This window comes from Reyranella sp. (genome assembly GCF_030651995.1).
GTDB lineage: Bacteria > Pseudomonadota > Alphaproteobacteria > Reyranellales > Reyranellaceae > Reyranella.
In genome coordinates this window covers 78,086-103,316 of the sequence record NZ_JAUSBN010000024.1, presented here as the reverse complement: position 1 = coordinate 103,316, position 25,231 = coordinate 78,086, and the positions used below count along the sequence as shown (strand labels likewise).

At 66.4% G+C, this 25,231-nt stretch carries 22 protein-coding genes; 12 read left to right on the top strand and 10 right to left on the bottom strand.

Annotated elements, in window-relative coordinates; all coding sequences use genetic code 11:
- Positions 1-12: 12 nt before the first annotated feature.
- From Q7V45_RS06540 to Q7V45_RS06530, 3 genes are all read left to right on the top strand, one after another.
- Positions 13-1,224, top strand: a complete 1,212-nt coding sequence (locus tag Q7V45_RS06540) for an acyl-CoA dehydrogenase family protein (RefSeq protein WP_304848879.1) — start codon at positions 13-15, stop codon at positions 1,222-1,224.
- Positions 1,225-1,356: 132 nt separating this feature from the next.
- A complete protein-coding gene (locus Q7V45_RS06535; protein WP_304848876.1) occupies positions 1,357-2,571 on the top strand; it encodes an acyl-CoA dehydrogenase family protein in 1,215 nt (404 codons plus the stop codon).
- 12 nt (positions 2,572-2,583) lie between these two features.
- On the top strand, positions 2,584-3,672 hold the full coding sequence (locus Q7V45_RS06530) for a hypothetical protein (RefSeq protein WP_304848873.1): 1,089 nt from the start codon (positions 2,584-2,586) through the stop codon (positions 3,670-3,672).
- Here Q7V45_RS06530 and Q7V45_RS06525 read toward each other — a convergent pair.
- A complete protein-coding gene (locus Q7V45_RS06525) occupies positions 3,624-4,442 on the bottom strand; it encodes a MerR family transcriptional regulator (protein WP_304848870.1) in 819 nt (272 codons plus the stop codon). The two genes, Q7V45_RS06530 and Q7V45_RS06525, sit on opposite strands and share 49 nt — an antisense overlap.
- A gap of 139 nt (positions 4,443-4,581) precedes the next feature.
- Between Q7V45_RS06525 and Q7V45_RS06520 the strand changes: the two genes are divergently transcribed.
- Positions 4,582-5,604 (top strand): aldo/keto reductase, encoded by a 1,023-nt coding sequence (locus tag Q7V45_RS06520; RefSeq protein ID WP_304848867.1) that lies wholly within the window; start codon positions 4,582-4,584, stop codon positions 5,602-5,604.
- Between the two features lie 257 nt (positions 5,605-5,861).
- Here the strand turns inward: Q7V45_RS06520 and Q7V45_RS06515 are convergent, their stop codons facing one another.
- Genes Q7V45_RS06515 through Q7V45_RS06500 form a run of 4 tightly spaced genes read right to left on the bottom strand, consistent with a single transcriptional unit; the run spans position 5,862 to position 9,625 of the window.
- Complete coding sequence (locus Q7V45_RS06515) at positions 5,862-7,148, bottom strand: hypothetical protein (protein WP_304848864.1); 1,287 nt, start codon at positions 7,146-7,148, stop codon at positions 5,862-5,864.
- Between the two features lie 5 nt (positions 7,149-7,153).
- Positions 7,154-8,032, bottom strand: coding sequence for a TauD/TfdA family dioxygenase (locus Q7V45_RS06510; RefSeq protein WP_304848861.1), 879 nt, complete (start codon positions 8,030-8,032; stop codon positions 7,154-7,156).
- Positions 8,033-8,044: 12 nt separating this feature from the next.
- Complete coding sequence (locus tag Q7V45_RS06505) at positions 8,045-8,797, bottom strand: SDR family oxidoreductase (RefSeq protein ID WP_304848858.1); 753 nt, start codon at positions 8,795-8,797, stop codon at positions 8,045-8,047.
- Between the two features lie 15 nt (positions 8,798-8,812).
- Positions 8,813-9,625, bottom strand: a complete 813-nt coding sequence (locus tag Q7V45_RS06500; protein ID WP_304848855.1) for an enoyl-CoA hydratase/isomerase family protein — start codon at positions 9,623-9,625, stop codon at positions 8,813-8,815.
- A gap of 109 nt (positions 9,626-9,734) precedes the next feature.
- Between Q7V45_RS06500 and Q7V45_RS06495 the strand changes: the two genes are divergently transcribed.
- Positions 9,735-11,309, top strand: coding sequence for an ABC transporter substrate-binding protein (locus Q7V45_RS06495; protein ID WP_304848852.1), 1,575 nt, complete (start codon positions 9,735-9,737; stop codon positions 11,307-11,309).
- Between the two features lie 37 nt (positions 11,310-11,346).
- On the top strand, positions 11,347-12,732 hold the full coding sequence (locus tag Q7V45_RS06490; RefSeq protein WP_304848849.1) for an amidohydrolase family protein: 1,386 nt from the start codon (positions 11,347-11,349) through the stop codon (positions 12,730-12,732).
- Between the two features lie 172 nt (positions 12,733-12,904).
- Here Q7V45_RS06490 and trpE read toward each other — a convergent pair whose 3' ends face one another.
- Together trpE and Q7V45_RS06480 are read right to left on the bottom strand one after the other, a co-directional pair.
- On the bottom strand, positions 12,905-14,437 hold the full coding sequence (gene trpE, locus Q7V45_RS06485) for an anthranilate synthase component I (protein WP_304848846.1): 1,533 nt from the start codon (positions 14,435-14,437) through the stop codon (positions 12,905-12,907).
- 10 nt (positions 14,438-14,447) lie between these two features.
- Entirely contained in the window at positions 14,448-16,376 is a 1,929-nt protein-coding gene (locus Q7V45_RS06480; RefSeq protein WP_304848843.1) for a peptidylprolyl isomerase, read from the bottom strand.
- 138 nt (positions 16,377-16,514) lie between these two features.
- Between Q7V45_RS06480 and tpiA the strand changes: the two genes are divergently transcribed.
- The 5 genes from tpiA to Q7V45_RS06455 all read left to right on the top strand — a co-directional run bounded on the left by tpiA (position 16,515) and on the right by Q7V45_RS06455 (position 21,169).
- Positions 16,515-17,270, top strand: a complete 756-nt coding sequence (gene tpiA / locus Q7V45_RS06475; protein WP_304848840.1) for a triose-phosphate isomerase — start codon at positions 16,515-16,517, stop codon at positions 17,268-17,270.
- Between the two features lie 51 nt (positions 17,271-17,321).
- A complete protein-coding gene (gene secG / locus Q7V45_RS06470) occupies positions 17,322-17,687 on the top strand; it encodes a preprotein translocase subunit SecG (protein ID WP_304848838.1) in 366 nt (121 codons plus the stop codon).
- Positions 17,688-17,786: 99 nt separating this feature from the next.
- Positions 17,787-19,418: a CTP synthase gene (locus tag Q7V45_RS06465; RefSeq protein ID WP_304848835.1), complete on the top strand. Its 1,632-nt coding sequence runs from the start codon at positions 17,787-17,789 to the stop codon at positions 19,416-19,418.
- A 61-nt stretch (positions 19,419-19,479) separates the two neighbouring features.
- Entirely contained in the window at positions 19,480-20,241 is a 762-nt protein-coding gene (locus tag Q7V45_RS06460) for a hypothetical protein (protein WP_304848832.1), read from the top strand.
- Position 20,242: 1 nt separating this feature from the next.
- Positions 20,243-21,169, top strand: coding sequence for a peptidoglycan-binding domain-containing protein (locus Q7V45_RS06455; protein WP_304848829.1), 927 nt, complete (start codon positions 20,243-20,245; stop codon positions 21,167-21,169).
- Positions 21,170-21,268: 99 nt separating this feature from the next.
- On the opposite strand, the gene Q7V45_RS06450 is transcribed toward Q7V45_RS06455, so the two are convergent.
- The 3 genes from Q7V45_RS06450 to nthA form a co-directional block, all read right to left on the bottom strand.
- The gene (locus tag Q7V45_RS06450; protein ID WP_304848826.1) at positions 21,269-22,249 is read right to left on the bottom strand and encodes an MBL fold metallo-hydrolase; all 981 of its coding nucleotides are present in this window, start codon (positions 22,247-22,249) and stop codon (positions 21,269-21,271) included.
- 212 nt (positions 22,250-22,461) lie between these two features.
- On the bottom strand, positions 22,462-23,079 hold the full coding sequence (gene nthB, locus Q7V45_RS06445; protein ID WP_304848823.1) for a nitrile hydratase subunit beta: 618 nt from the start codon (positions 23,077-23,079) through the stop codon (positions 22,462-22,464).
- Positions 23,080-23,094: 15 nt separating this feature from the next.
- Positions 23,095-23,691, bottom strand: a complete 597-nt coding sequence (nthA, locus tag Q7V45_RS06440) for a nitrile hydratase subunit alpha (protein WP_304848820.1) — start codon at positions 23,689-23,691, stop codon at positions 23,095-23,097.
- Positions 23,692-23,811: 120 nt separating this feature from the next.
- Between nthA and eno the strand changes: the two genes are divergently transcribed.
- Positions 23,812-25,089: a phosphopyruvate hydratase gene (gene eno, locus Q7V45_RS06435; protein WP_304848817.1), complete on the top strand. Its 1,278-nt coding sequence runs from the start codon at positions 23,812-23,814 to the stop codon at positions 25,087-25,089.
- Positions 25,090-25,231 lie beyond the last annotated feature (142 nt).

Here is a 25,231-nt window from a genome sequence, read left to right as displayed (position 1 = left end):
AAGGAGCCCCCAATGGACCTGACGTTCGGCAAGGAAGAACTCGCCTTCCAACAGGAAGTGCGCGACTGGCTGAAGGAGAACCTGACGCCCGAGATCCAGGGTGAGATCAAGGTCGGCCGAAACGCCTACATGCCGAAGGAGCGGCTGGTCGACTGGCAGAAGCGCCTGGCCAAGAAGGGCTGGCTGTGCACCGGCTGGCCGAAGGAATTCGGCGGCCCGGGCTTCACGACGACGCAGAAGTACATCTTCGAGATGGAGATGGCGAAGGCCGGCGCGCCCGGCACCTCGCCGTTCGGCCCCAAGATGTGCGCGCCGGTCATCATGAAGTACGGCTCGGACGAGCAGAAGGCGCGCCACCTGCCGCCGATGCTGAACTCCGACCTGATCTGGTGCCAGGGCTATTCGGAGCCGGGCTCGGGGTCGGACCTCGCGAGCCTGCGCACCAAGGCGGTGCGCGAGGGCGAGTACTACATCGTCAACGGCCAGAAGACCTGGACGACGCTCGCCCAGACCGCCGACTGGATCTTCTGCCTGGTACGCACCTCTAACGAGGGCAAGCCGCAGGAGGGCATCTCCTTCCTGCTGATCGACATGAAGACGCCCGGCATCTCGGTCGAGCCGATCATCACCGCCGACGGCAACCGCGCTGGCACGCAGGAAGTGAACTCGGTCTTCTTCACCGACGTGAAGGTGCCGGTCGAGAACCGGGTGGGCGAGGAGAACAAGGGCTGGACCTACGCCAAGTACCTGCTCGAGTTCGAGCGCGGCGGCAATCCCTACAGCCCGCGCCTGCGCTCGGGCTTCGAGCGGCTGAAGCGCCTCGCGCAGTCGATGCCGGAAGGCGAGGACTCGATCCTGGCCGACTCGGCGTGGCGCGAGAAGCTCGCCCGCATGGACATCGAGATCTCCGGCCTCGAGATGTTCGAGCAGGAATTCTATTCCAAGCTGGCGTCGGGCCAGAATCCGGGCCCGCTCTCGTCGATGATCAAGCTGCGCGGCACCGAGGTGATGCAACAGGTCCAGGAGTACGCCGTCGAGGCGGCGGGCTATTACAGCCAGCCGTTCCCGGAGCAGCGCGCCTGGAACGCGAATGTCGAGCCGATCGGCCCCGAGGGCGCCGACGTGCTGGCGCCGCGCTACTTCAACGGCCGCAAGATGACGATCTACGGCGGCTCCTCGGAAGTGCAGCGCGGGATCATGTCGAAGGTGATGCTCGGCCTTTAGGCCGAGCATCACCCCGAGCGTAGCGAAGCGAAGCCGAGGGGTCTTGTCTCCCTCGGCGCCGTCTTTCGGAATGAAAAGAGGTCTCTCCGCTGCGCGCCTTCGGCGCTTCGGTCGAGACGACGGGAGTGTGCGATGCGTCTAGCCTTCAACGATCAGGAACTGGCCTTCCAGCAGGAAGTGCGCGACTGGATCAGCGCCAACATGCCTCCCGAAGTGGCGGAGGAGAGCCGTCGCAGCCGCAGCAGCCATGTCTCCAAGGAGCGGCTGCTGCAGTGGCAGAAGAAGCTGGCCGGCAAGGGCTGGCTCTGCCCCAACTGGCCGAAGGAATACGGCGGAACGGGCTGGACCTCGACGCAGAAGTTCATCTTCGAGATGGAGATGGCGCGCGCCGATTCGCCCTATCTCTCGTCGTTCAGCATCAAGATGGTGGCGCCCGTGCTGATGAAATTCGGCAGCGACGCGCAGAAGAAGCGCTTCCTGCCGAAGATCGCCGCCGCCGAGGAGCTGTGGTGCCAGGGATACTCCGAGCCGGGCTCGGGCTCCGACCTCGCGAGCCTGCGCACCAAGGCCGAACGCCAGGGCGACCATTACGTCGTGAACGGCCAGAAGATCTGGACGACCAACGCACATTTCGCCGACTGGATCTTCTGCCTGGTGCGCACCTCAAACGAGGGCAAGCGCCAGGAGGGCATCTCCTTCCTGCTGATCGACATGAAGTCGCCGGGCATCACGCTCGACCCGATCTATCTGGTCGACGGCACGCGGACGCCGATGCGCCACGAGGTCAACCAGGTCTTCTTCACCGATGTGAAGGTGCCGGTCGAGAACCTGGTTGGCGAGGAAAACAAGGGCTGGACCTACGCCAAGTTCCTGCTCGAGTTCGAGCGCGGCGGCCAGGCCTTCGGGCCGCGGCTCCGCAAGGCGTTCCGCCATCTCCAGACCCTGTCCAAGACCCAGATGAACCAGGGTGAGTCGCTGTCGACCGATCCGCAGTGGCGCGAGAAGATGGCGGCCGTCGAGATGGAGATCGACGCCATCGAGATGAACGAGCTGATGTTCTATTCGAGCCTCAAGACCGGCGACGCACCGGGCAACATGGGCTCGGTCGTGAAGATGCGCGGCACCGAGGTCGGCCAGAAAGTGACCGAACTGGCGGTCGAGGCGGTCGGCTGGTACGGCACGCCGTTCACCGAGCTGCGCAACTACGACAGCAATGTCGTGCCGGTCGGTGGCGAGTATGTCGACGACGTCTCGCCGCGCTACTTCAACACCCGCAAGACGACGATCTACGGCGGCTCGTCGGAAGTGCAGCGCAACGTGCTGGCCAAGGCGATGCTCGGCCTCTGAGTCGAGCCTCGCGTGAGCGGCCCGAAGAAGGCGATCTTCTACGCGATCCTGGCGGCTATCGTCCTGGTCGCGCTGGAGATCGGCGCCTCTGCCTTCCTCTACGCCGTCAACAAGGACAGGATCGCCGCTCTGCCCGGACCGCCGTCGGAGCCCGCGATCCTGCTGGCGCTGCGGACCGGGCTGAGCTGGCTCTTGCCCGGGTCGTTTCCGGATCCGGCGACCTACCGGCGCATGACGCGCCTGCCAGCCGGCTTCTTCGCCCAGGATGCCGAACAGGGGTACCGCGCCAATTCGGGACGGTACATTTTCCGCTACAGCGGCATGCGCCAGGGAAAGCTCGAGCATCTCGACGCCGTGGTGACGATCAACCCGGACGGAACGAGGTCCACCGGCAACGCGCCCGCCAATGCGGCGCGCACGATCTTCGTGCTGGGCGATTCCTACGTGTTCGGCGACGGCGTCAACGACCAGCAGACCTTCGCCTTCCTGCTGCAGACGGAATTTCCCGGCGCCTCCGTGCAGCTCCATGCGCTGGCCGGCTATTCGTGGGCCAATGCGCTGGTCACGATGCAGCGGATCAAGGACCGGATTCGGCCCGGCGATGTCGTCGTCCTGGGCTATGCCCAGTACTACAAGGAACGCCATGTCGCCGCGCCCGCACGGCTGCGCAGTATCCGCGACTGGATGGCCTCGACCTTCCCGGAGGTCGAGCTCGACCCGAAAGACAGGGTGATCCGGGCCCGGCTCGACGCGAGCAACCGCCTGTCCCTCGACACGATACCAATGCACTGCAAATTCGATCCGGCCTATTGCGCGGGGCCGGAGCCCGCTCCGGACTATGTGGACAGGGTTTCGAGCGAACTGCTGCGGGCGATTGCGGCGTCCACCGCTGAGAAGATCCATCTGCTGCACATGTTCGGCCCGAAGAACGATCCGGTGCTCCGGGACCTGCCGGGCAATGTCGAGGTCGTTGCCGCGACCCCACAGGACTTCACCTATGTCATGCAGGACAACATCATGGGCCTCGACGATCACGGCGGGCCCTACTGGCACTACGCCATGTACTCGAAGTTGAAGCAGGTCATCGCCGCACGGCCCTGACGCCCTCGCTGCGCGCCCGGGCCACGGCGGCGCAGATGGGCGATCAGCGCTTCCTGATTGGCTCTGTCCAGTCCCTGCTCGACGAGATCGACGACGACGGGCGTTGGCGTTTCGAGGCCAGCGAGAAGGGCTCTGAGCGCCGGGGTGTCGGTCGCGCCGTCCTGTATGAGCAGGGTGACGGTCGGCTCGATCTTCGACACCAGCGACGGGTCGGCCACGCGTTCGAGGCCGAGAAAGGCGCCGCCGATTTCCTCGGCGATGCGCATCGCCAGACGCCTCTTGCCGCTGCCCAGGGGGCCGGTGATGTAGGTGAGGGGACGGATGTCGCGCAGCTCAAAGGGTTCGCCGCCCCATGGCCAGGGGAGATCGAAGGCGACGTGGAGCCCGGCCGTCGGGACCAGCGTGCGGGCGAGGTCGGCCGCGCTCGGCGCGCCGCCGCGGGCCAGGTCGCCCCGCAGGGCCCGCACGCCGTCCATCGCCGCGACCACCTCGCGCAGCCGCGCCTCGAGTGACGCCTGGTGGGCTGCCAGCGCCGGCTCCAGCCCGCTCGCATCGCCCTTCAGGATGCGCGCCACCTGGGCCAGGCTGAAACCCAGCGCCCGCAGGGCCACGATCTCCGAGGCGCGCTCCAGGTCCTCCGGCCCGTAGGCCCGCCAGCCGGCGTCCGAGCGCACGGGTGCCAGCAGGCCGCGCTGCTCGTAGAGACGCAGCGCCTTGGTCGAAATGCCGAGGCGCCGGGCGGCGTCGGATGCGTTCAGGAATTGGCTCACGATCGACCTCGTCTGATGTTGACCGCTCGCCTTATGAGGGCGGCCCCTGGGTCCGGGTCAATGCGCTTTTCCAGGCACGGTCATTCCTTCGTTACCGCAGGACGGCGTAGTCTCCCTGTCGGATGACGGAGGGAACCGCATGGACTACCGCAATCTCGGCCGCGCCGGCCTGAAAGTCTCGGAGATCTGCCTCGGCACCATGACCTTCGGTAACGGCGCCGACCAGGACGGCGCCTCGGCGATGGTGAACGCCGCGCTGGATGCGGGTGTGACCTTCTTCGACACGGCCAATTCCTATGTCGGGGGCACGTCGGAGACGATGCTGGGTGTGGCGCTGAAGGGCCGGCGCGAGGACGCCGTCATCGCCTCCAAGTTCTTCAATCCGATGGGCCATCGGCCCAACGATTCAGGCATGTCGCGGCTGCATATCAAGCAGCAGATCGAGGGTTCGCTGAAGCGCCTGCAGACCGACTACATCGACATCTATTACATCCACCACGTCGACCATCAGACGCCGCTGGAAGAGGTGCTGCGGGCGCTCGACGATCTCGTGCGCGACGGCAAGATCGTCTACACGGCCTGCTCGAATTTCGAGGCGTGGCGCCTGATGGAAGCGCTGTGGATCAGCGACACGAGGGGCTGGGAGCGCTTCGCCGCCTACCAGCCGCAATATAGCCTGGTGGTGCGCGACATCGATGAGGAGATCGTGCCGGCGCTGCAGCTCAAGGGGCTGGGCTGCGTGGCCTGGTCGCCGCTCGGCAGCGGCTACCTTGCCGGTAAATACACGCCGGGCACTCTTGAGGTGCAGGGCAGTCGCTCAGCCGAGGGATGGGGGTTCCAGAGCAGGTTCTTTGCGCCCAACCATGCCGAGATCCTGCAGACGCTGCTCGACACCGCGAAGCAACTCGGCAAGCCGCCGGCTGAGGTCGCGCTGCGCTGGGTGATGGACCAGCCCTTCATGACCAGTGCCATCGTCGGCGCCCGCAATGTCGAGCAGCTCGGAGAGACGCTGAAGGCGGGCGGCTGGCGCCTGCCGGGGGACGCGCTCGCCAAGTTGAACGAGGTCTCCGCCCAGCCCCCCAGATACCCGCGCGCCTTCGAGGACCCGATGCCTCAGCGCCGCGCGAGTGCGCTGAAGATGCAGGGCCACAAAGCGGGCTGATGGACGACGAGCCCGACGTCAACTGCAATCGAGGTCAACGCGCGGCCAGCCGCTTGCCTTGACGGCGGGCGAGGGGTTCATTGCGTTCATTGAGATACTGAACGTTGCTGACGTTCGGCCAGAGCGGCTGTGCCATGACTTCCTCGATCGACCCTTGGCGGGTTCGCGTCACCACTGTGACGAACTCCGCTTACATCTGCCTGACGGCGCCAGCGTTCGGGAGAGGTGTCGGGTGTGTCGCACCGGCGACGGCCTGATCAGTCGATCGCGACGAGTCGTCCGCCCTGAACGCGGCAGAGGCCGCTGTCTGAGGTCGAGGGCCTGCCGGCCAGCGTCTGCACGTCCGGCACGTAGATCGGACGATTGCCCGCGAAGCCGGCGCTCGCGACGAGACGGGCCTGTTTGCCCGCTTCGGCCTGGGAGTAGACGACCGTCACCCCATTGATCAGCGCAAATTCGTCGGGCCAGACGAGGCGCAGGACCGTAACGGGGCGGGAGCGCTCGTCACGGGCCGTCCAGCGCTCGACCCTGGGCGGCGGGCCCGGCTTGCCGATGCCACGATGGACCGCGCCGTCCAGCGTGATGCCGGTCTGGGTCATCTGGCCGAGCGGCAGCATCGTGTTGATCTCCTCGCCGTTCTGGCCGACCCAGATCTCCAGATGCGACAGATGGATCCATGAGCCGCCGGAGGGTGCGGCCGGCGGGACGGGATCAAAGACCTGCACGATCAGCGAGTTGGTGCCGACGCCGATCGTCCGGATCTCGGCTGCCTGGTCGGCCGCCGCGGGCTTGCCCCAGACGACGAAGCCATTGTCGCCTGCCGTCGTCATGCCGGGCACGCAGTTGCCGAGCGCGGTTCCGGCCGGGATCGCGGCCTTGCCGGGCAGACCGGGCGCCACCACCGGATAGGCCCCGAGCGTCTCCGCATCGACGCGCGCCGCGAAGGTCTGCGGCGGTTTGGGCCAGGACGGACACCCCACGCCGAGTTCGCGCCGGGTGCTGTCCTTGGCCAACGCCCGCACCAGCCGCGTCCGGTAGTCGATGTCGGTCAGCGTGCCGCTCTGCTCCGAAACATTGTGGTAGCTGCAGTCCCGCTCGGTCAGAGCGCCAAAGGGCGCCAGCGAATAGGTAACCTCCATCGACCAGCGCCACGACGAGCCACCAGACTGGTGATGAACGAGGCGGTTGGGACCCACCTCGACCTCGTCCTCGCCGACGCCCGACGAGCCATAGCCGTCGTTGCAGAGCTGCAGGACCTGCCTGGGCGCCGCCGTGCCGGCCAGCAGCCAGTATTCGGTGCCGCCGTCGCGCGCGTCGCCGTCGATGCAGCCTTCGTCCTGATCCTTCGGCTTGTCGGCCAGGCCAAGGCGGACCTGGACGACCGCGAGCGACGTTCCGTCGGGCGACCTGCCGGCATCGTACGTCTTCTCGACCTTGCAGCTCGTGCGCTGACCGCAGATGGCGGCCGTCTGCGCGGCATCGGGCGCGGCGAGCGCGGCGACGGGCAGCACCAGGACGCAGGCCGCCAGGAGCAGCGGCTTCATGGCGATCAGCCCGCCAGCACGGGCTCGCCCACGATCTGGGTACGGTGCATCAGGCGCCGGAGGCTCTCGTCGAACGCATCGCGGCGGTGCATGACGCAGCGATTGTCCCACATCACGAGGTCGCCGGCGCGCCACTTCTGGTACCAGGCGAACTTCTCCTGTGTGGCATGCGCCCAGATCGCGTCGAGCAAGGCTTCGCTCTCCTCGACTTCGAGCCCGTGGATGTAGGCTCCGGGCCGGCGGCCGAGGAACAGTGCCTTGCGGCCGGTGACCGGATGCAGGCGGACGAGGGGATGCACGGCGCCGGGCGTGTGGCGCACGTCGACCGTGCGCTGGAATCCCTTGCGCAGTTCGCCGGCCGAGTTGCGGCTGGAATCGTGGATGCAGGTCTTGCCCTCGATCGCGCGCTTGAGTTCGGGCGTCAGCGTCTCGTAGGCGGCATACATGTTGAGGAAGCCGGTATTGCCGCCATCGGCCGGCACTTCGAGGGCGTAGAGCAGCGAGGCCCGCGGTGGCAACGGATTGTAGGACATGTCGGTGTGCCAGACGAGTTCGTAGGAACCGAGCCCGCCCATCTCCTTGCCGTCCTTCTTGGCATTGGCGATCACGGCGACCCAGTCGACCGCTTCCGGGACGACGCCGGAGTTGATGCGATCGAGGTTGGCGGCCCCGATCGGCACGCGGTCGAGCTCGCCGAAGCGGGCACTGAACTGCATCAGCATGGGGTCGTCGAGCCTCTGGCCCGAGAAACGCAGCACCAGGTGCTCCCCCCAGGCGTCGGCGATGCGCGCAAACACCGCGTCACTGACCGGTCGCGAGAGGTCGACGCCGTGCACGTCGGCGGCGAGAGCCGCGCCGGTCGGCTGGATCCACAATTCGCTCATCGGTAGGCTCCTTCATCCATGCATGGTGAGACCACCGGAGACGCTGATCGTCTGTCCGGTGATGAAGCTCGCATCGTCGCTCGCCAGGAAGCAGACGGCCCCCGGAATATCCTCGGGCTGGCCGACGCGTTTCATGGGAATGGCGCCGACGAGGGCGGCGCGCACTTTCCGGCCGCGCTCGTCGTCGCCGGCGACGGCCGCCAGCAGCGGCGTGTCGGTCGGACCGGGGCAGACGGCGTTCAGGGTGATGCCCTTGCGGGCGACCTCGCGCGCCACGGTCTTGGTGAAGGCAATGATGCCGCCCTTGCAGGCCGAATAGACGGCTTCCTGGGAGGAGCCGACACGGCCCGCGTCCGAGGCGATGTTGACGATCCGGCCGCTGCCGCGCGCCACCATGGTCTTCAGCACGAAGTGGCTCATGTTGAGCGGTCCGCGCAGGTTGATGGCGATCAGCTGGTCCCACAGGTCGGGCGTGGTGTCGACGAAGTTGGCGAAGCGGTCCCAGCCGGCGTTGTTGACCAGGATGTCGGTCGGCCCGACGCTGCGCTCGAAGCCGGCGATCGCCGCGCCGACCGCCTCGTAATCGGCGATGTCGACGCCCGAGGCGTAGCCGCCGATCTCGCCGGCAATCCGCTTCGCGCCGTCGAGGTTCTTGTCGAACACCCCGACCCGCGCACCGTAGCCCGCGAAGCGCCGGCAGATGGCGCTGCCGATGGCACCTGCGCCGCCGGTCACGATGACGTTCTTTCCGTCCAGTCCGCGCATGGTCTACGCCTCCTGTCAGATCGGCGAATACGGATCGAACTTCGGCTTGCGCTTCTCGAGGTGCGAAGCGAGGCCTTCCTTAACGTCCGGTCCCACGAAGCCCAGCATTTCGAGGCCGAGCGAGGTGTCGAAGGTCGGGCCCATCATGCGCAGCCAGTTGTTCAGTGCGTACTTGGTGAAGCGGATCGAGGTCTGGGCGCCCTCGGCGAGCTTGGTCGCCACTTCCAGCCCCTTGGCTTCGAGCTGGTCGTCCTCGACGCAGAGCGACACCAGGCCGATGCGCTCGGCTTCCTCGCCGTCGATCGCCTCGCAGAGCAGCAGATAGTACTTGGCCTTCGCCATGCCGCAGAGCAGGGGCCAGACGATGCAGGCATGGTCGCCGGCGGCGACGCCCAGGCGGGTATGCCCATCGATGATTTTTGCCTTCTTCGAGGCGATCGAAACGTCGGCCAGGATGCCGGCGACGAGGCCGGCGCCGACCGCCGGTCCGCGCATCGTGCTGACAATCGGCTTCGAGCAGTTGATGACGTTGTAGACGATGTCGCGCGCCTCCTTCCAGGTGCGCAGCAGCGCGTTGTGGTCCTTCATGTTCTTTTCGATGATGTCGAAGTCGCCGCCGGCCGAGAACACCTTCCCGCCGGCGCCCTGGATGATCACGCAGTTGACGGTGTCGTCACCGTCGATGTCACGCCACACGTCGACCAGTTCGCGATGCATGATGGCGTCCGTCGCGTTGTATTTCTCGGGCCGGTTCATCGTGACCCGCAGCACCTTGGGGTGCGGACGGTCGAACAACAGGCGCTGATAGCGGTTTTGCCAGTCGGACATGGGCTTTCCTCCGTTGCCGGGAGGTTAGCACCGCTCGCGCGGATCGCGGAATGGCATGCTGATTGCGTTCGATATGAAAGGTGATGTGGGAACGAACGGAGGATCGGACATGCGGGCCATGAAGTGGGCAATCGGGGCTGCGGCCACGGCATTGATGACTTTTTCCGTGCAGGCGCCGGCCCAGGCCCAGACGATCCGCGCGGTCATGCATGCGGACATCAAGATCATCGATCCGATCTGGACCTCGGCCTACAACGTCCGAAACTACGGCTACATGGTCTACGACACCTTGCTGGCGATGGACGAGAATCTCGTCGTCAGGCCGCAGATGCTCGAAGGCTGGAAGATCAGCGACGACAAGCTTACCTACACCTTCACCCTGCGGGACGGGCTCAAGTTCCACGACGGCGCCCCGGTGACCTCGGTCGACTGCATCGCCTCGCTGCAGCGCTGGGCGCCCAAGGATGCGATGGGGCAGAAGCTGTTCTCGCTGGTCAAGGAGCTGAAGCCGGTCGACGACAAGACCTTCACCCTGGTGCTGAAGGAGCCCTACGGGCTGGTCCTGGAATCGCTGGGCAAGCCCAGCTCCACGGTGCCCTTCATCATGCCCAAGCGGGTCGCCGACACGCCCAACAACGTTCAGATCAGCGACCCCACGGGCTCGGGCCCGTTCGTCTTCCGCAAGGATCTGTGGCGGCCGGGCGAAAAGACGGTCTACGACAAGTTCAAGGACTACAAGCCGCGCAGTGAGCCGGCCTCCGGCCTGGCCGGCGGCAAGGTGGTCAATGTCGACCGGGTCGAATGGCTCAACATCACCGACGCCCAGACCGCGGTGAACGCGCTGCTGAACGGGGAGATCGACTATATCGACCAGCCCGAGATCGAGCTGCTGCCGCTGCTCGCCAAGGACAAGAACATCGTCATCGGCACCTACAACAAGCTCGGCGGCCAGATGAACCTCCGCTTCAATACGCTGCACAAGCCGTTCGACAATGCCAGGATCCGCCAGGCTGCGCTCTATGCCCTGAACCAGAAGGACTTCCTGATCGCGGGGTTCGGCGACGAGAAATACTACAAGGAGTGCAAGGCGCTGTTCATCTGCGGCACGACCTTCGCCACCGACAGGGGCTTCGAGGACAAGCTGAACTCGGATTTTGCCAAATCGAAGGAGATCCTGAAGCAGGAAGGCTATGACGGCACGCCCGTCGTGCTGCTCTATGCCACCGACACCCAGACCGGCCGGCTGTCGCCGATCGTGAAGTCCCTGCTGGAGCGCGGAGGCTTTGTCGTCGACATGCAGGCGATGGACTGGCAGACCGTGCTGTCGCGGCGCGCGCGCAAGGAGGCGCCGGACAAGGGGGGCTGGCACGCCTTCATCACCACCTGGGTGTCGGCCGACCTGCTCGATCCGATCATGATGTCGTACATCGCGGCCACCTGCGAGAAGGCCAATGTCGGCTGGCCCTGCGACCCGCAGATCGAGAAGCTGCGCGACGCCTTCTCCCGCGCGACCACCGAGGCCGAGCGCAAGGAGCTGGCCATCGCCATCCAGGTGCGCGCGTCGGAATATCCGATGTACGCCAATCTCGGCCAGTACATCATGCCCGTCGCCATGCGCACCACGATCACCGACCAGCTCAGCGGACCGGTGCCGATGTTCTGGAACATGAAGAAGAAACAGTAGGACTGTCGACGCCGACAAGAACCAAAAGGGGGAAACGTTGACCATCGTCATTCACAACGCCGCCATCGTCACCGTCGACGATGCGGACAGCGTCCACTACAACGCCGCGGTCGCCATCGACGGCGACCGCATCGCCGCCATCGGGCCCAGCGCCGACATACTGGCGAGCTATCCCGGCGCCGAGAAGATCGACGGCACCGGCAAGCTGGTGATGCCGGGCTTCGCCAACATCCATACGCACTTCACCATGACCCTGGCGCGCGGCGTGTTCGAGGACCTGTCGCCCTCGCACAAGCCGCCCTTCTCGGGAGGCCTGTCGCCGATCCCGCTGCCCGACATGACGCCCGACGAGCGCCGTGCCTTTGCGTTGCTGGGCGCACTGGAAGCGCTGCGCAGCGGCACCACGCACGTGCTCGAGGATTCCAACGACGTCGACCATTATGCCGGCGCCCTGGCCGATACCGGCATGCGTTTCCTGCTGGCCGAGCGCGCCTACGACCGGATCGGCACCTCGATCGGCGATCCTGCGCTCTACCAGCTCGACCGCGCGCTGGGGCAGGGCCACATCAAGAACATCGAGCGGAACCATCGCGACTGGAACGGCAAGGCGGACGGGCGGATGCGCATCGCCATCTCCGCCTGGGCGCCCGACATGTGCTCGCCGGAGCTGCTGCAGGATCTGAGCGCGCTGCAGAAGCAGCTCGACAACCGCATCACCATCCACCTCAACCAGATCTGGGGCGAGGTGGCCGCCGTGCGCGCCCATCGCAACCGCCTGCCGACCGAGTTTCTCGCCGACCTGGGCTTCCTCAACGACCGCATCATCTGCGCCCATTGCCGCTGCATGGAGCCATCGGAGGAGAAGCTCTTGGGCGAGGCGAAGGTCAACGTCTCGTTCAATTCCGCCATTGCCGCACGCCGCGGTCTAAGCCCTCGCGTCGCCGATCTGGAAAGCTACGGCTGCAACATCGGCATGGGCTCCGACAACATGGCCGAGGACATGGTCGAGGTGATGCGCACCGGCCTGTTCATGGAGCGTGTCCGCCGGGAAGACGGGCGCGAACCGACGCCCGAGCGCGCGCTGCGCTGGGCGACGCGCAACGGCTACCGCGCGCTCGGCGTCCCCGACGGCGGCTGGCTGGCGCCGGGCAACAAGGCCGACCTGATCATGGTCGATCTCCAGCGCGCCCACCTGATTCCGGTGCTGCGCGTCGTCTCCGATTTCGTGCACAATGGCCAGGCGCGCGACGTGCAGTCGGTGATGGTCGACGGCAAGTGGGTGATGAAGGACGGCGCCGTGCTCACGATGGACGAGGACAAGATCCTGCACGACGCCCAGCGCATCGCCAACGAGGCCTGGTCACGGACGTTCAAGACCCGCTTCACGCCACCGGCCGGCTTTTCCCCGGACGCGCTGCCATAGGAGCTAAGCGATAACCCCGTCGTCTCGACCGAAGCCTCGCGCAGCGAGGCGTACCGGAGAGACCTTCTCTCCACGATTAGCCAGCCATTTGTAGAAAGAAGGTCTCTCCGCTGCGCGCCTTCGGCGCTTCGATCGAGACGACGGGTTGCTCTTTGCTGGATAGCATTTGAGGCTAACGCCGCTTGTTACCGGCGCTCCATTGGCCAGCACTGGCGAACCGCACGGCTTCCTCGGCAGCATCGACCAGGGCGCGCGCTTTGAGCACGCTCTCCTGGTATTCAGCCTCGAGGTCGGAATCGGCGACGACACCGACGCCAGCCTGGACGTACATCACGTCGTCCTTCACCAGCGCCGTGCGCAGCAGGATGCAGGTGTCCATCGAGCCGTTGGCCGCGAAATAGCCGGCGCAGCCGGCGTAGATTCCGCGCCGCACCGGCTCGACCTCGTCGATGATCTCCATCGCCCGCACCTTGGGGGCGCCGGACAGCGTGCCGGCCGGGAAGCCCGCCTTCAGTACGTCGATTGCGTCGAGCCCATCCTCGATCGTGCCCTCGACATGGCTGCTGATGTGCTGGAGGCGGCTGTACTTCTCGATCGTGAATTGCTCGACGACCCGCACCGAGCCGATCTTGGACACGCGGCCGACGTCGTTGCGCGCCAGATCGAGCAGCATCAGATGCTCGGCGTGCTCCTTGGGATCGGCCAGAAGCTTCTCGGCGAGTTGCTTGTCCTCTTCCGGCGTAGCGCCGCGCCGGATCGTGCCAGCGAGCGGCCTTATGGTAACGGTGTCGTCGCGCAGCCGGACCAGGATCTCGGGGGAAGAGCCTACGATCTGGAAGTCGCCATAGTCGAAGAAGATCAGGAACGGCGAGGGGTTGATGCGGCGCAGCGCCCGGTAGAGCGACAGCGGCGGCAGCTTGAAGGGCAACGAGAAGCGCTGCGACGGCACGATCTGGAAGGCGTCGCCGGCGCGGATGTACTCCTTGCAGGTCTCGACCATCGCCTTGAAGTCTTCCTTCGACATGTTGGCCTGCGGCTTAGGCAGGGCGTCGAGGTCGTCGGCGCTGTCGCGGCGGAAGGGAAGGGTGCGCTCGAAGTCGGAGACGGCGTCGGCCAGCCGCTCCTGCGCGGCCTCGTACGCGGCGCGTGCACTGGTCCCCGCCTGCGGCCAGACGGGTGTGACCAGGGTCACGTTGTCTTCGAGCCGGTCGATGATGCAGATCAGGGTCGGCCGCACCATGATCGCGTCGGGCAGGCCGATCGGGTCGGGATTGGTGTCGGGCAGCCGCTCCATGTCGCGGACCATGTCGTAACCCAGGAAGCCGAACAGGCCCGACGCCATCGGCGGGAGGCCGGCCGGCAGGTCCATCTGGCATTCCTTGATCAGACCGCGCAGCGTCTCCAGCGGCCGGCCCTCGAGCTTCTCGAAGGCATGGGAATCGACCTGGGCGCGGCGATTGATCTCCGCCTGGCCCTTGTTGCAACGCCACACGACATCGGGCTTGAAGCCGATGATCGAGTAACGGCCGCGCACCGAGCCGCCTTCCACCGACTCCAGCAGGAAGGAGTTGGCGCGGCCGTCGGCCAGCTTGAGATAGGCCGAGACGGGCGTCTCGAGGTCGGCGACCAGCTTGGTCGAGACGACCTGCGGCGTGCCGGCATCGTAACGCGCGGCGAAGGCATCGAAGTCGGGCGAGATCGACATGGGGCGTCTTCTATTGCTGCGGCGCGAAGGTCGCCTGGAAGGCGGCTTCGTCGACGGTCACACCGTACTTGGCGCGCAAGGCGGCCACGAGTTGCAGGATCAGGTCGTTCGCAACCATCGTGTCGAGCTGCTTGCCGAAGCGGTCGAGCTGGTCCTTGTCCTTGGCGAGGTCCGGCGGCTCGACGGACTTCACGCGCACCAGCACGCTGCCGTCGCCGGTGCGAACCGATTGCGTCTTGTCGGGCGTGAGCTTGAAGAGTTCCTGGACCACCGGCTGGCTGAGATAGTTTCCGGCATCGGCCTCGAAGCGGGTGACCGGCTTGGTGATCCGCGCCTCCACGCCGAGTTCCTTGGCCAGAGCATCGAAGTCGGTGCCGGCATTGGCCTTCTCGACCGCTTGCTTGACCTTCTCGTCGGCCAGCTTGCGACGTTCCACGGCCTGCCAGGACTCGACCGCCTTGGCCTCGACCTCGGAAAGCGCCGGCGTGCGCGCGGGCGTGATGCGGTCGGTGTGGACGATGAAATACTCGCCGCGCTGCGTTTCCAGCAGCTCGCTCTCCGCGCTCTCGCGTGTGGCGAAGGCCGCCTGTACCAGTTCGGACGCCGCCGGGCCGATCACGACCTGCTTGCCGGCGGCATCCTGGCCGCGTGCATCCACGTTCTCGTAGGTACGGACCTTGAGGCCGAGATCCTCGGCGGCCGCTTTCATCGACTGCGTCCTGCCCAGCACGCGCTCGAAGTCGGTAACCAGCTTGATGAGCAGGTCAGGCGCCTGCTGTGCCTTCAGGTCCTTCTCGAGCTTCTCCTTGACCTCTTCGAAGGGCACGGACTTGCCGGCCTCGATCTTGTTGATGCGCACGATGTGCCAGCCGAGCGGCGACTGGATCGGCGCCGCCGCAATACCTTCGGACAGGCCGAAGATGCCGTCGGCGAGCGGGCCGGGCGGCAGGTCCTTCTTGGTCACGGGACCGAGCTTGATGACGCCGTCGGCGTTGCCGGTCACTTCCTTGGCCGCGTCTTCCAGCGACTTGCCGCCCTGGACGGCGGCGATGATCGCCTTGGCCTTGTCCTCGTTGTCGGTCATCGCCTGGTCGACGTCGCGCTTCTCGGGCGTTCCGAATTCGGCGGCGCGTGCCTCGAATTCCTGGCGCAGGGCGTCGGCGGTGACCGCCACCTGGCTCTCCACGTCGTCGACCGTGATCATGACATAGGAGAAGGCGCGGAACTCGGGCACCTGGAACTTGGCCTTGTTGGCCTCGAAATAGGTGTTGAGCTGCTCCGGCGTCGGCTTGGGAACGTCGACGACGATGGCGTCGGGCACATAGATCGTCTCGGCGGTGCGCTTCTCGCTCTCGAGCATGAAGATGTCGTTGCGCAGCGATACCGGCGCAAGCCCGTCGGCGCGCACCACGCCGAACAGCTGGCTTGCGGCCATCTCGCGGCGCATGTCGATGACGAACTGCGGCTCGCTGATGCGGGCCTGCTGCAGGCGGTTGCGGTAGAGCAGGGGATCGAACGAGCCACCGGTGCCCTGGAAGGCAGGATTTCGGGCGATGGCCGCGCGGACTTCCTCGTCGCTGATGATCAGGCCGAATTCCTGGACGGCGTAGTCGAGCACGGCCCGCTGGATGACCTCTTCGAGGGCGCGGACGTGGAGGCCGTAGCGCAGCGCCTGTTCCTGCTCCGGCCGCTGGCCGGTCTGGCGCTGGATGGCTTCGAGCTGGCGGTTGAACTGCTCGCGCACTTCGGTCGCGTAGACCGGCGCGCCACCGACCCAGCCATAGAGGGGGATCTTCGTGCCGCCGACATGCGCCACTTCGGTGCTGCGCCCGGCCGCCTTCAGCATGTCGCCGACCCCCCACAGGCCGAAGCTGATGATCAGCATGCCGAAGAGAATGGAGAGAACGATGAAGCGGGCGTATTTGCGGAACTGATTCACGGGCCGGACAGGGTTCTTGAAGGGGCGCCATGCCTACCACCGGCCCCTTGGACAGGCAACCAAGCGGCCTTTGACCGCAAACGCCACCGGCTTTAGATACGCCCCCAACGGACTGGGCGGAACGGGAAGGGAAATTCGATGGCGCGAACGAGGCGGCCGCTGATCGCGGGCAACTGGAAGATGAACGGTCTCAAGGCTGATGCCCTTGCTCTCGCCAGGGATGTTGCCGCCGGGGTGAAGCAGGCCGGATGGAGCGACCGCGATCTGCTGGTCTGTCCGCCGGCGACCCTGGTCGCCGCCGTCGCCGACGCCGCCAGGGGAAGCGGATTGCTGGTCGGGGGCCAGAACTGCCACGCCAAGCCGAGCGGCGCCCATACCGGCGACGTATCTGCCGAGATGCTGAAGGATGCCGGCGCCACGCACGTCATCGCCGGCCACTCCGAGCGCCGTGCCGATTGTGGGGAGACCGACGCGATTGTCCGCGCCAAGGCCGAGGCGGCCTGGCGCGCCGGATTGTTGCCGATCGTCTGCATCGGCGAGACGCTGTCCGAGCGCGAGGCCGGGGACACGCTGTCGGTGCTGGAAACCCAGCTCAGGGGCAGCGTGCCGCCGGGGGCGACAGCCGCCAATCTGGTCGTGGCCTATGAGCCGGTCTGGGCGATCGGCACCGGTAAGACGCCGACCGTGGCCGAAGTGGCCGCAGCACACGCGCATATTCGTGCGGTGCTGGGCGGGCTGACAGGCGGGGCGGCCGGGGTGCGGCTGCTCTACGGCGGGTCGGTGAAGGGCAGCAATGCCGCCGAACTCCTGGCCGCCGGCGACGTCGATGGCGCCCTCGTGGGCGGGGCGAGCCTCAACGCCGCGGAATTTTTGGCTATCGCCAAGGCCGCTTAAAGGCGTTAGAAGCGCCCGCTTGCGAAGATGCCCTTCTAGCGCTGGACAAAAATGGACGCCGTAAGACACTTTCTCCACGAATGGCGCCTCGTGCTGCTCGTCATCCATGTCGGTGTGACCAGCGCGATGATCGTCGTGATCCTCCTGCAACGCAGCGAGGGCGGTGGTCTCGGCATGGGCGGCCGTTCCGACGCCCTGTTCTCGGTGCGCGGCCAGGCCAACATCCTGTCGCGGATGACCGCGATCTTCGCGACCATCTTCTTCGTGTTGAGCATGATCATGGCCTGGAGCATGACCGACCCGATGCGTGCCTCGAGGTCGATCATGGATCGCGTGCCCGTCGGATCGGGAGCGCCTGCCGTTCCGGGCGGCACGGCACCGGCCGCACCGGCGCAACCCGCAGCTCCCACCCGCTAAGGGCCGACATGAAATCAGCTTCCCACCTCCGCCGAAATATCTCCGGCGGGGTGATATCCCCATGGCTGCGCTCCACAAGCGCTTGTATGCTGTAAGCCCATGACGCGCTTTATCTTCATAACGGGCGGCGTGGTTTCCTCGCTTGGAAAGGGGCTCTCCTCGGCAGCGCTCGGCGCGCTGCTGCAGGCCCGCGGCTACAAGGTCCGGCTGCGCAAGCTCGACCCATACCTGAACGTCGATCCGGGGACGATGAGCCCCTACCAGCACGGCGAGGTCTTCGTGACCGACGACGGGGCGGAGACCGATCTCGATCTGGGTCACTACGAGCGCTTCACCGGCGTCGATGCCCGGCAGAGCGACAATATCACCACGGGGCGCATCTACTCGACGGTGATCGCGAGGGAGCGGCGGGGCGAGTATCTCGGTGCAACCGTCCAGGTGATCCCGCACGTCACCGACGCCATCAAGGAGTTCGTTCTCACTGACACCGACAAGGAGGACTTCGTCCTGGTCGAGGTGGGGGGCACGGTCGGCGACATCGAGAGCCTGCCGTTCCTCGAGGCGATCCGCCAGGTCGGCAACGAACTCGGCCGCGAGCGCACCATGTATGTGCATCTCACCCTGCTGCCCTGGGTGCCGACGGCGGGCGAACTCAAGACCAAGCCGACCCAGCATTCGGTCAAGGAGCTGCTGAGCGTCGGGATCCAGCCCGACCTGCTGGTCTGCCGCAGCGGGGACAAGGAAATCCCGCAGAACGAGCAGCGCAAGATCGCACTGTTCTGCAACGTGAAGCCGGAGCGGGTCATCGAGGCGCGCGACGTCGACACGATCTACCAGGTGCCAATCGCCTATCACGAGCGCGGCTTCGATCGCGAAGTCTGCCGCTATTTCGGCCTGCCGGCCGACGAGGAGCCCAATCTCGACCGCTGGCGCGGCGTGGTGCGCTCGGTGCGCGAGCCCGAGGGCAAGGTCACGATCGCCGTGGTCGGCAAGTACACGGTTCTTCTGGACGCCTACAAGTCGCTCTCCGAGGCCCTGACCCATGGTGGCTTCGGGAGCAACGTGAAGGTCGGCCTGGAGTGGATGGACTCCGAGATCTTCGAGCGGGACGACGCCGTCAGCCATCTGGAGCATGTCCACGGCATCCTGGTACCCGGCGGCTTCGGCGAGCGTGGCACCGAGGGCAAGATCCATGCGGTGAAGTTCGCCCGCGAGCGCAAGGTTCCCTTCTTCGGCATCTGCTTCGGCATGCAGATGGCGGTGATCGAGGCGGCGCGTAACCTGTTGGGCATCGAAACAGCCTCGTCGAGCGAGTTCGGTCCGACCGACCACGCGGTGGTGGGCCTGATGACGGAATGGATGAAGGGCAACCAGCTGGAGAAGCGCTCGGCCGACGGCGACCTGGGCGGCACGATGCGGCTCGGCGCCTATCCGGCCCACCTGCGGCCCGGCTCCAAGGTCCACGAGATCTATGGGCAGGACGTGATCAGCGAGCGGCACCGCCATCGCTACGAGGTGAACGTCAACTACAAGGACCGGCTGGAGCAGGTCGGTCTGCACTTTTCGGGCATGTCGCCGGACGGCATCCTGCCGGAAATCGTCGAGATTCCCGACCATCCCTGGTTCATCGGCGTCCAGTTCCATCCCGAACTGAAGTCTCGCCCCTTTGCGCCGCACCCGCTGTTCACCTCGTTCATCGGCGCCGCCAAGACACAGAGTCGCCTCGTCTAGGGAAGGGCGGGGCCGCGGCCGGGTCGCATTTCCGTCACCTTTTTCAGGTGAATACATTGCCATGTACCGAATTGCCGCCGCGCTCCTGCTCGCCGTCGTCTCGCTCGCCCCGGCCCTGGGCTCGACAGCCTGGGCACAGTCCTACGGCAAGGCCGAGAGACGCGATCCCATCTTCCTGCGCTTCAGCGAGATGGCGAACCGCTACTGGGTCAACAGCGAGACGAACTCGGCCAGCCACAAGGTCGTGGCGATCCCGATGCCCAAGCAGTGTGCCTTCCTCTATGCCGATGCTTATACGCGCGGAGGGCAGAGCGAGAGCGAGGTTCAGCAGATCGCCGTGTCCAACTGCAACCGCCGCTTGGCCGAACTCGGCCCCCTCGGTGAGAATTATGGCGTCGACTGCCGCTGTCAGGTCGTGATCAGCGATGAGAATTACGTCGTTCCCAGATCCTCGATGCCGGACGATGCCTATGGTCCCGCCTCGATCTTCTATCGCGACGATCGCGGCAATGTCGCGCGTCTGAACGGCCTCGTGCGCTACGGCGCGCTGATCGGCCGGGACCGTTCGGTGACCTTCACCGTCGACAATCCGCGCGGCGAGCAGGTGTGCACCGGGACCATGACCAACGCGACTCCCGGCAGCGGCCAATTCTCGCTCTCCTGCTTCGGCGGCAAGTTCGCCGGCCGCGGCAGCTACGAGAGCAAGACCGGGGCGCCGAACGATCACATCATCGCCCGCGGCCAGACCGGTCGCGGCCAGCCGGTGACCATGGTGATAGGCTTGCCGGCGCAGCTCGCGGCCAACAACTATGGCAGCCTCTGACATGCGGCTCGCCGCGGGCCTGATCGCGCTGGCGCTTCTGGCGCCGGTCGCCGCCTCGGCGCAGAGCGCCAGCGAAGTCGAACGCTGCTTCCAGAACCCTGCTGCCTGCTCGAACGGCGGGGCCGGCGGTGCGGCAGGACGGGGAACCCCTGCGCCGACTCCACCGCCGGCGCCCGTCGCGGCGCGCCCGGCGCCGGCGCCCGACTATACGACCGTCCTCAACAGCCCGGATCCCGAACGCCGGAAGATCCAGGAATCGCTGCGCACGCTCGACAAGTACAACGGCCCGATCGACGGCAACCTGCAGTCCGAAGCCACGATGAAGGCGATCGCCGACTGGCAGAAGGGGCGCAACACGCCGGCGGTCGGCAAGCTGACACCGCAGGAGGCGGCCCAGCTCAATGCCGAGGCGGCCCGCGCGCCGATCCGCCGGCTCGAGTCGCCGCCACCACAAACCGCCGCACCGGTCCCGCTGGCCCCGCCGGTGCAGCCCTCGAACGCCGACGCGCTGAAGGCCCTGCAGGCGAAGCTGGCCGAGCGCCGCAAGGCCGCGGAGCCCAAGGCCAATGCGGCGGCGCAGGCCCTCGTGCGCGACCTGAAGGCTTACGTCGCGGCCGACGGCAAGGGCGTGGCTGGCGACCAGTTCACGGCCTTCGCCAAATGGTACGCCGACAACAAAGCGGTTGGCCGCACCGTGGCCGAGATCACGCCCGTGATCGACGACTACGGCGATGCCAAGGCCGGCGCGGCGACGACGACGGAAGTGAAGTTCGAAACGAAGCAGGGCGACAAGACCTATGGCCAGTGCCTGGTCTTCGGCTGGATCGAAGCCACCCCGCGCAAGAACCCGCAGGCCTTCACCTGCGACGACGTCGCCGCGGTCGAGAAGTGGAAGACCGACCAGGCGCTGAAGAGCGCCTGGCGCTGATGCCTGGAATGCTTTCCTTCACTCCTGAGCGCAGCGAAGGATCTGATCAACGATACCCCGGGACGGCTGCGGCTTGAACAGGCGAGGTGTCGCTGCGCCTCAGAACCAGTAGCGCTTGCCGACGGCGGAGGGCGCCAGAACCTCGTCGCCGAAGGCTTGGCCCAGCGCCGCCATGGCGCGCCAGCCGGTGCAGTGGCCGGCGCCGATCCGGGCCAGGCCAAAGCCCTTCAGGGCGTCGATGGTCTCGGGGATGATCTTCTCGTTCGTACCCGAGAGATGCAGACCGCCTAGCACCGCATGCAGCGGCACGTCGGGGAAGCTCGCGCGGGCATGGTGGAGCACGTTCACGATGCCGGCGTGGGAACAGGCGCTCAGCACTACCAGCCCCTTGCCCTTCACGTTCACCGCGATCCAGCGTTCGTCCATGAGCAGTTCGTCGCTCTCCCACGGCGCATCGGGCGCCGTGCGCCGCATCTGACCGGGCAGGCCGCGCTCGAAGGGCGTGACCCGCGGGATCTCGCCGCTCACATGGAACAGGCCGTCGAGCAGGCGCTGCGGATGGGTCGTCGAGACGATCTCGGCGCCGAGGCCGCCCAACTCATCGGCCGAGGGCACGTCGTCCATCTGCCGCACACTGCCGTCTGGCAGCTTCATGCCGCGCTGGTGGAACATGCCGGGATGGACGTGGAAAGGCACGGCGCGTCCGCCGTTGCCGGCGCGGATGCGCTGCAGCGCCAGCTTCATGGCCCCGGCATGGTCCCAGTGGCCGTGCGAGAGCACGATGCCCTCGACCCGGCCGAGATCGACGCCGAGCCGCGCCGTGTTGCGCTCGAAGGCGTATTCCTCTGGCCCGCTGTCGAACAGCAGCGTGTGGATGACGTCGCCCTTCCGTACGGTGACGAGGCAGGAGAGCCCGTGGACGCCACAGCACAGGCAGCGGTCCGACGAGGCGCGCAGGCCGCGCCGTGTGGCGAAGGCCCATTCGCCCTCGACGTTGAGTGGGGTGGAGGAGAGGCCATCGACTGCGTTGTCGACCAGGATGTGTATGTCGACGCGGTCGGCTTCGGCGAGGTCGGTCATGCGGGTGGTCCTCCCATATTGATCGGCAGCCTAAGGGCGGGCGGTCCTGTCCGGCAACAGCGGACGGGCATCCGGCGCCTCGGTTGATACGAATTGGTTGAGAGGCGGACTCACGAGGTGGCGTTGTTCTGACTCCAGTTCAGGAGTGTTGCGGTCGTTCCGCTAGGTCCTTCGCTGCGCTCTGAAATAATCGTCTGATCAGAACGCGCCGATTACTTCGCGCGCTCCAGGTAGCTCTCGAACACGCCGACATGGACGAAGGCCGGATCGGCCGCGTCGGACCACAGGTCGCGCGCGTCGAAGCGGACGTCGTAGGTCGGCTCGTGTTCGGCCTCGATGCCGTGGCCATGGGCGTCGGGGAACGGGTAGGGCGGGGACACGCCGACCACCACGCCGCTCTTGCCGCGGATATAGCCTGGCATGCGCACATGGCCGTGCACGTGGTGCGACTTGACCGTGACCTTGTCGCCGACCTTCAGCGTCTCGCGCGTGGCGACGTTGGTGCGGCCGGGAGCGCTCGGCAAGGCGAGCGGGAAGGCGCCCTGGGCGCGGCGTTCCAGCTCCTCCTGGGTCAGGATGCCCTTCTCGACGCACAGCGTGGCGAGGCTGGTCAGCGAGCGCTCATAGTAGCTGGCCGACAGATAGTGGCGCGGCTCCATGCGCTCGATGGCGTGGCGGTACTCGTCCATGTTGAAGATGCCGAGCTTCACCGCCAGCGAGTAGAGCGCGTTGACCCGCTTCTCCCACGGCTCGTGGAAGGTCTGGGCGCGGAGAGAATAGCGGACCCGGCCGAAGCCCTGCTTGCCGCCGAGATCGTGCATGCCGTCCATGTTGTCTCTCCGGTCCTAGAGGCGCGAGACGCCGATCATGGCGTCCTTGGTGACCAGCCCGGCGAGCTTCTCCTCGGACCAGCCCTCGGTGCCTTCCGGGCGTACCGGCAGCACCATGTAGCGCGTGTCGGCCGTGGTATCCCAGACGCGGATCTCCATGTCGGCCGGCAGGTCGAGGCCCATCTCCTTCAGCACGGTGCGCGACTGGCGAACGACGCGGGCGCGATACTCCAGGTCCTTGTACCAGTCCGGCGGCAGGCCGATGATCGAGAAGGCGGTGCACGAGCAGAGCGTGCAGCAGATCACATTGTGGACGTTCGGCGTGTTCTCCAGCACGACCAGGTGCCGGTGATGCGGCGGCATAGACAGGCCGAGCTCGGTCACGGCCTCGCGGCCGTTGGCGAACAGCCGCTCGCGGAACGCCGGATCGGTCCAGGCCTTGGCGACCACCCGTGCGCCGTTCTCCGGCACCCACTCCTCCTCGGCAAGATGCTTGAACTCGCGGATGAAGTTGGCAGGTTCCATGCCGCGTTCGTGGAACGCGGCCTCGATGGCATCGGTCCGCGCTTCGACGGAGGCGGTGGCCTGATGCTGATGGGTCTGGTCGGGCATTGTTTTCTCCCAGGCGGCGGCAATTCTCGTCCCGAAGTATAGGAAGCGCGCGCCATCGCGTCACTTGCTCCCCGCCGTCGGCGCGGGCTAGACAGGCCGCGCCCAACAGGAGTTTTTCTCATGAGCGCCATAGCTGAAGTCCGCGGTCGCGAAATCCTCGACAGCCGTGGCAATCCCACCGTCGAAGTGGAAGTCGAACTCGACAGCGGCGCGATCGGCCGCGCGGCGGTCCCGTCCGGCGCCTCGACCGGCGCGCACGAGGCGGTCGAGCTGCGCGACGGCGACAAGAAGCGTTATGGCGGCAAGGGCGTGCTGAAGGCGGTCGCCGCCGTGAACGGCGAGATCATGGACCTGCTGTCCGGCCTCGACGCGCTGGAGCAGATCAAGATCGACCGCGCCCTGATCGAGCTCGACGGCACCCCGAGCAAGGGCCGCCTCGGCGCCAACGCGATCCTCGGCGCCTCGCTCGCCGTCGCCAAGGCTGCGGCGATGGACAGCGGCCTGCCGCTCTACCGCTATGTCGGCGGCAGCCAGGCCTCGGTGCTGCCGGTTCCGATGATGAACATCATCAACGGCGGCGCCCATGCCGACAATCCGATCGACATCCAGGAATTCATGATCATGCCGGTGAAGGCCGACCGCTTCGCCGATGCGCTGCGCATGGGCGCGGAGGTCTTCCACGCGCTGCGCGGCCAGCTCCATGACGCCGGCCACAATACCAACGTGGGCGACGAGGGCGGCTTCGCGCCGAATCTCGCCACCGCCGACGAGGCGCTGTCCTTCGTCATGAAGGCGATCGAGAAGGCCGGCTACAAGCCCGGCGAGGACGTGATGCTGGCGCTCGACCCGGCCTCGACCGAGTTCTTCAAGAAGGGCAAGTACGAGATGGAGGGCGAGGGCAAGTCGTTCGATGCCGCCGGCATGGTCGACTATTACGCCGATCTCGTGAAGCGCTACCCGATCGTGTCGATCGAGGACGGCATGGCCGAGGACGACATGAAAGGCTGGAAGGCCATCACCGACAAGCTCGGCAAGAAGATCCAGCTGGTCGGCGACGACCTTTTCGTCACCAACCCGAAGCGGCTGGAGCAGGGCATCAAGGACGGGCTGGCCAACGCGATCCTGGTCAAGGTGAACCAGATCGGCACGCTGACCGAGACGATGGAAGCCGTGTCCATGGCGCGCAACGCCAGCTACGGTGCCGTCATGTCCCACCGCTCGGGCGAGACCGAGGACGCGACCATCGCCGACCTCGCCGTCGCCACCAACTGCGGCCAGATCAAGACCGGCTCTCTGTCGCGCTCGGACCGCCTGGCCAAGTACAACCAGCTCCTGCGCATCGAGGAGCAGCTCGGCACCCAGGCCCGCTACGCGGGGACCTCGATCCTGCGCGGCTGAGCCGGGCTGAACGGGATGAGGAAGGGTCGCTGCGGCGGCCCTTTTTCTTTGGGAAAGAGCGAAAGGTCCTTCGCTGCGCTCAGGATGACAATTTTGCTCGAATCTATGCACTGCGCCGATCCAAAAAACGCTGTCATCCTGA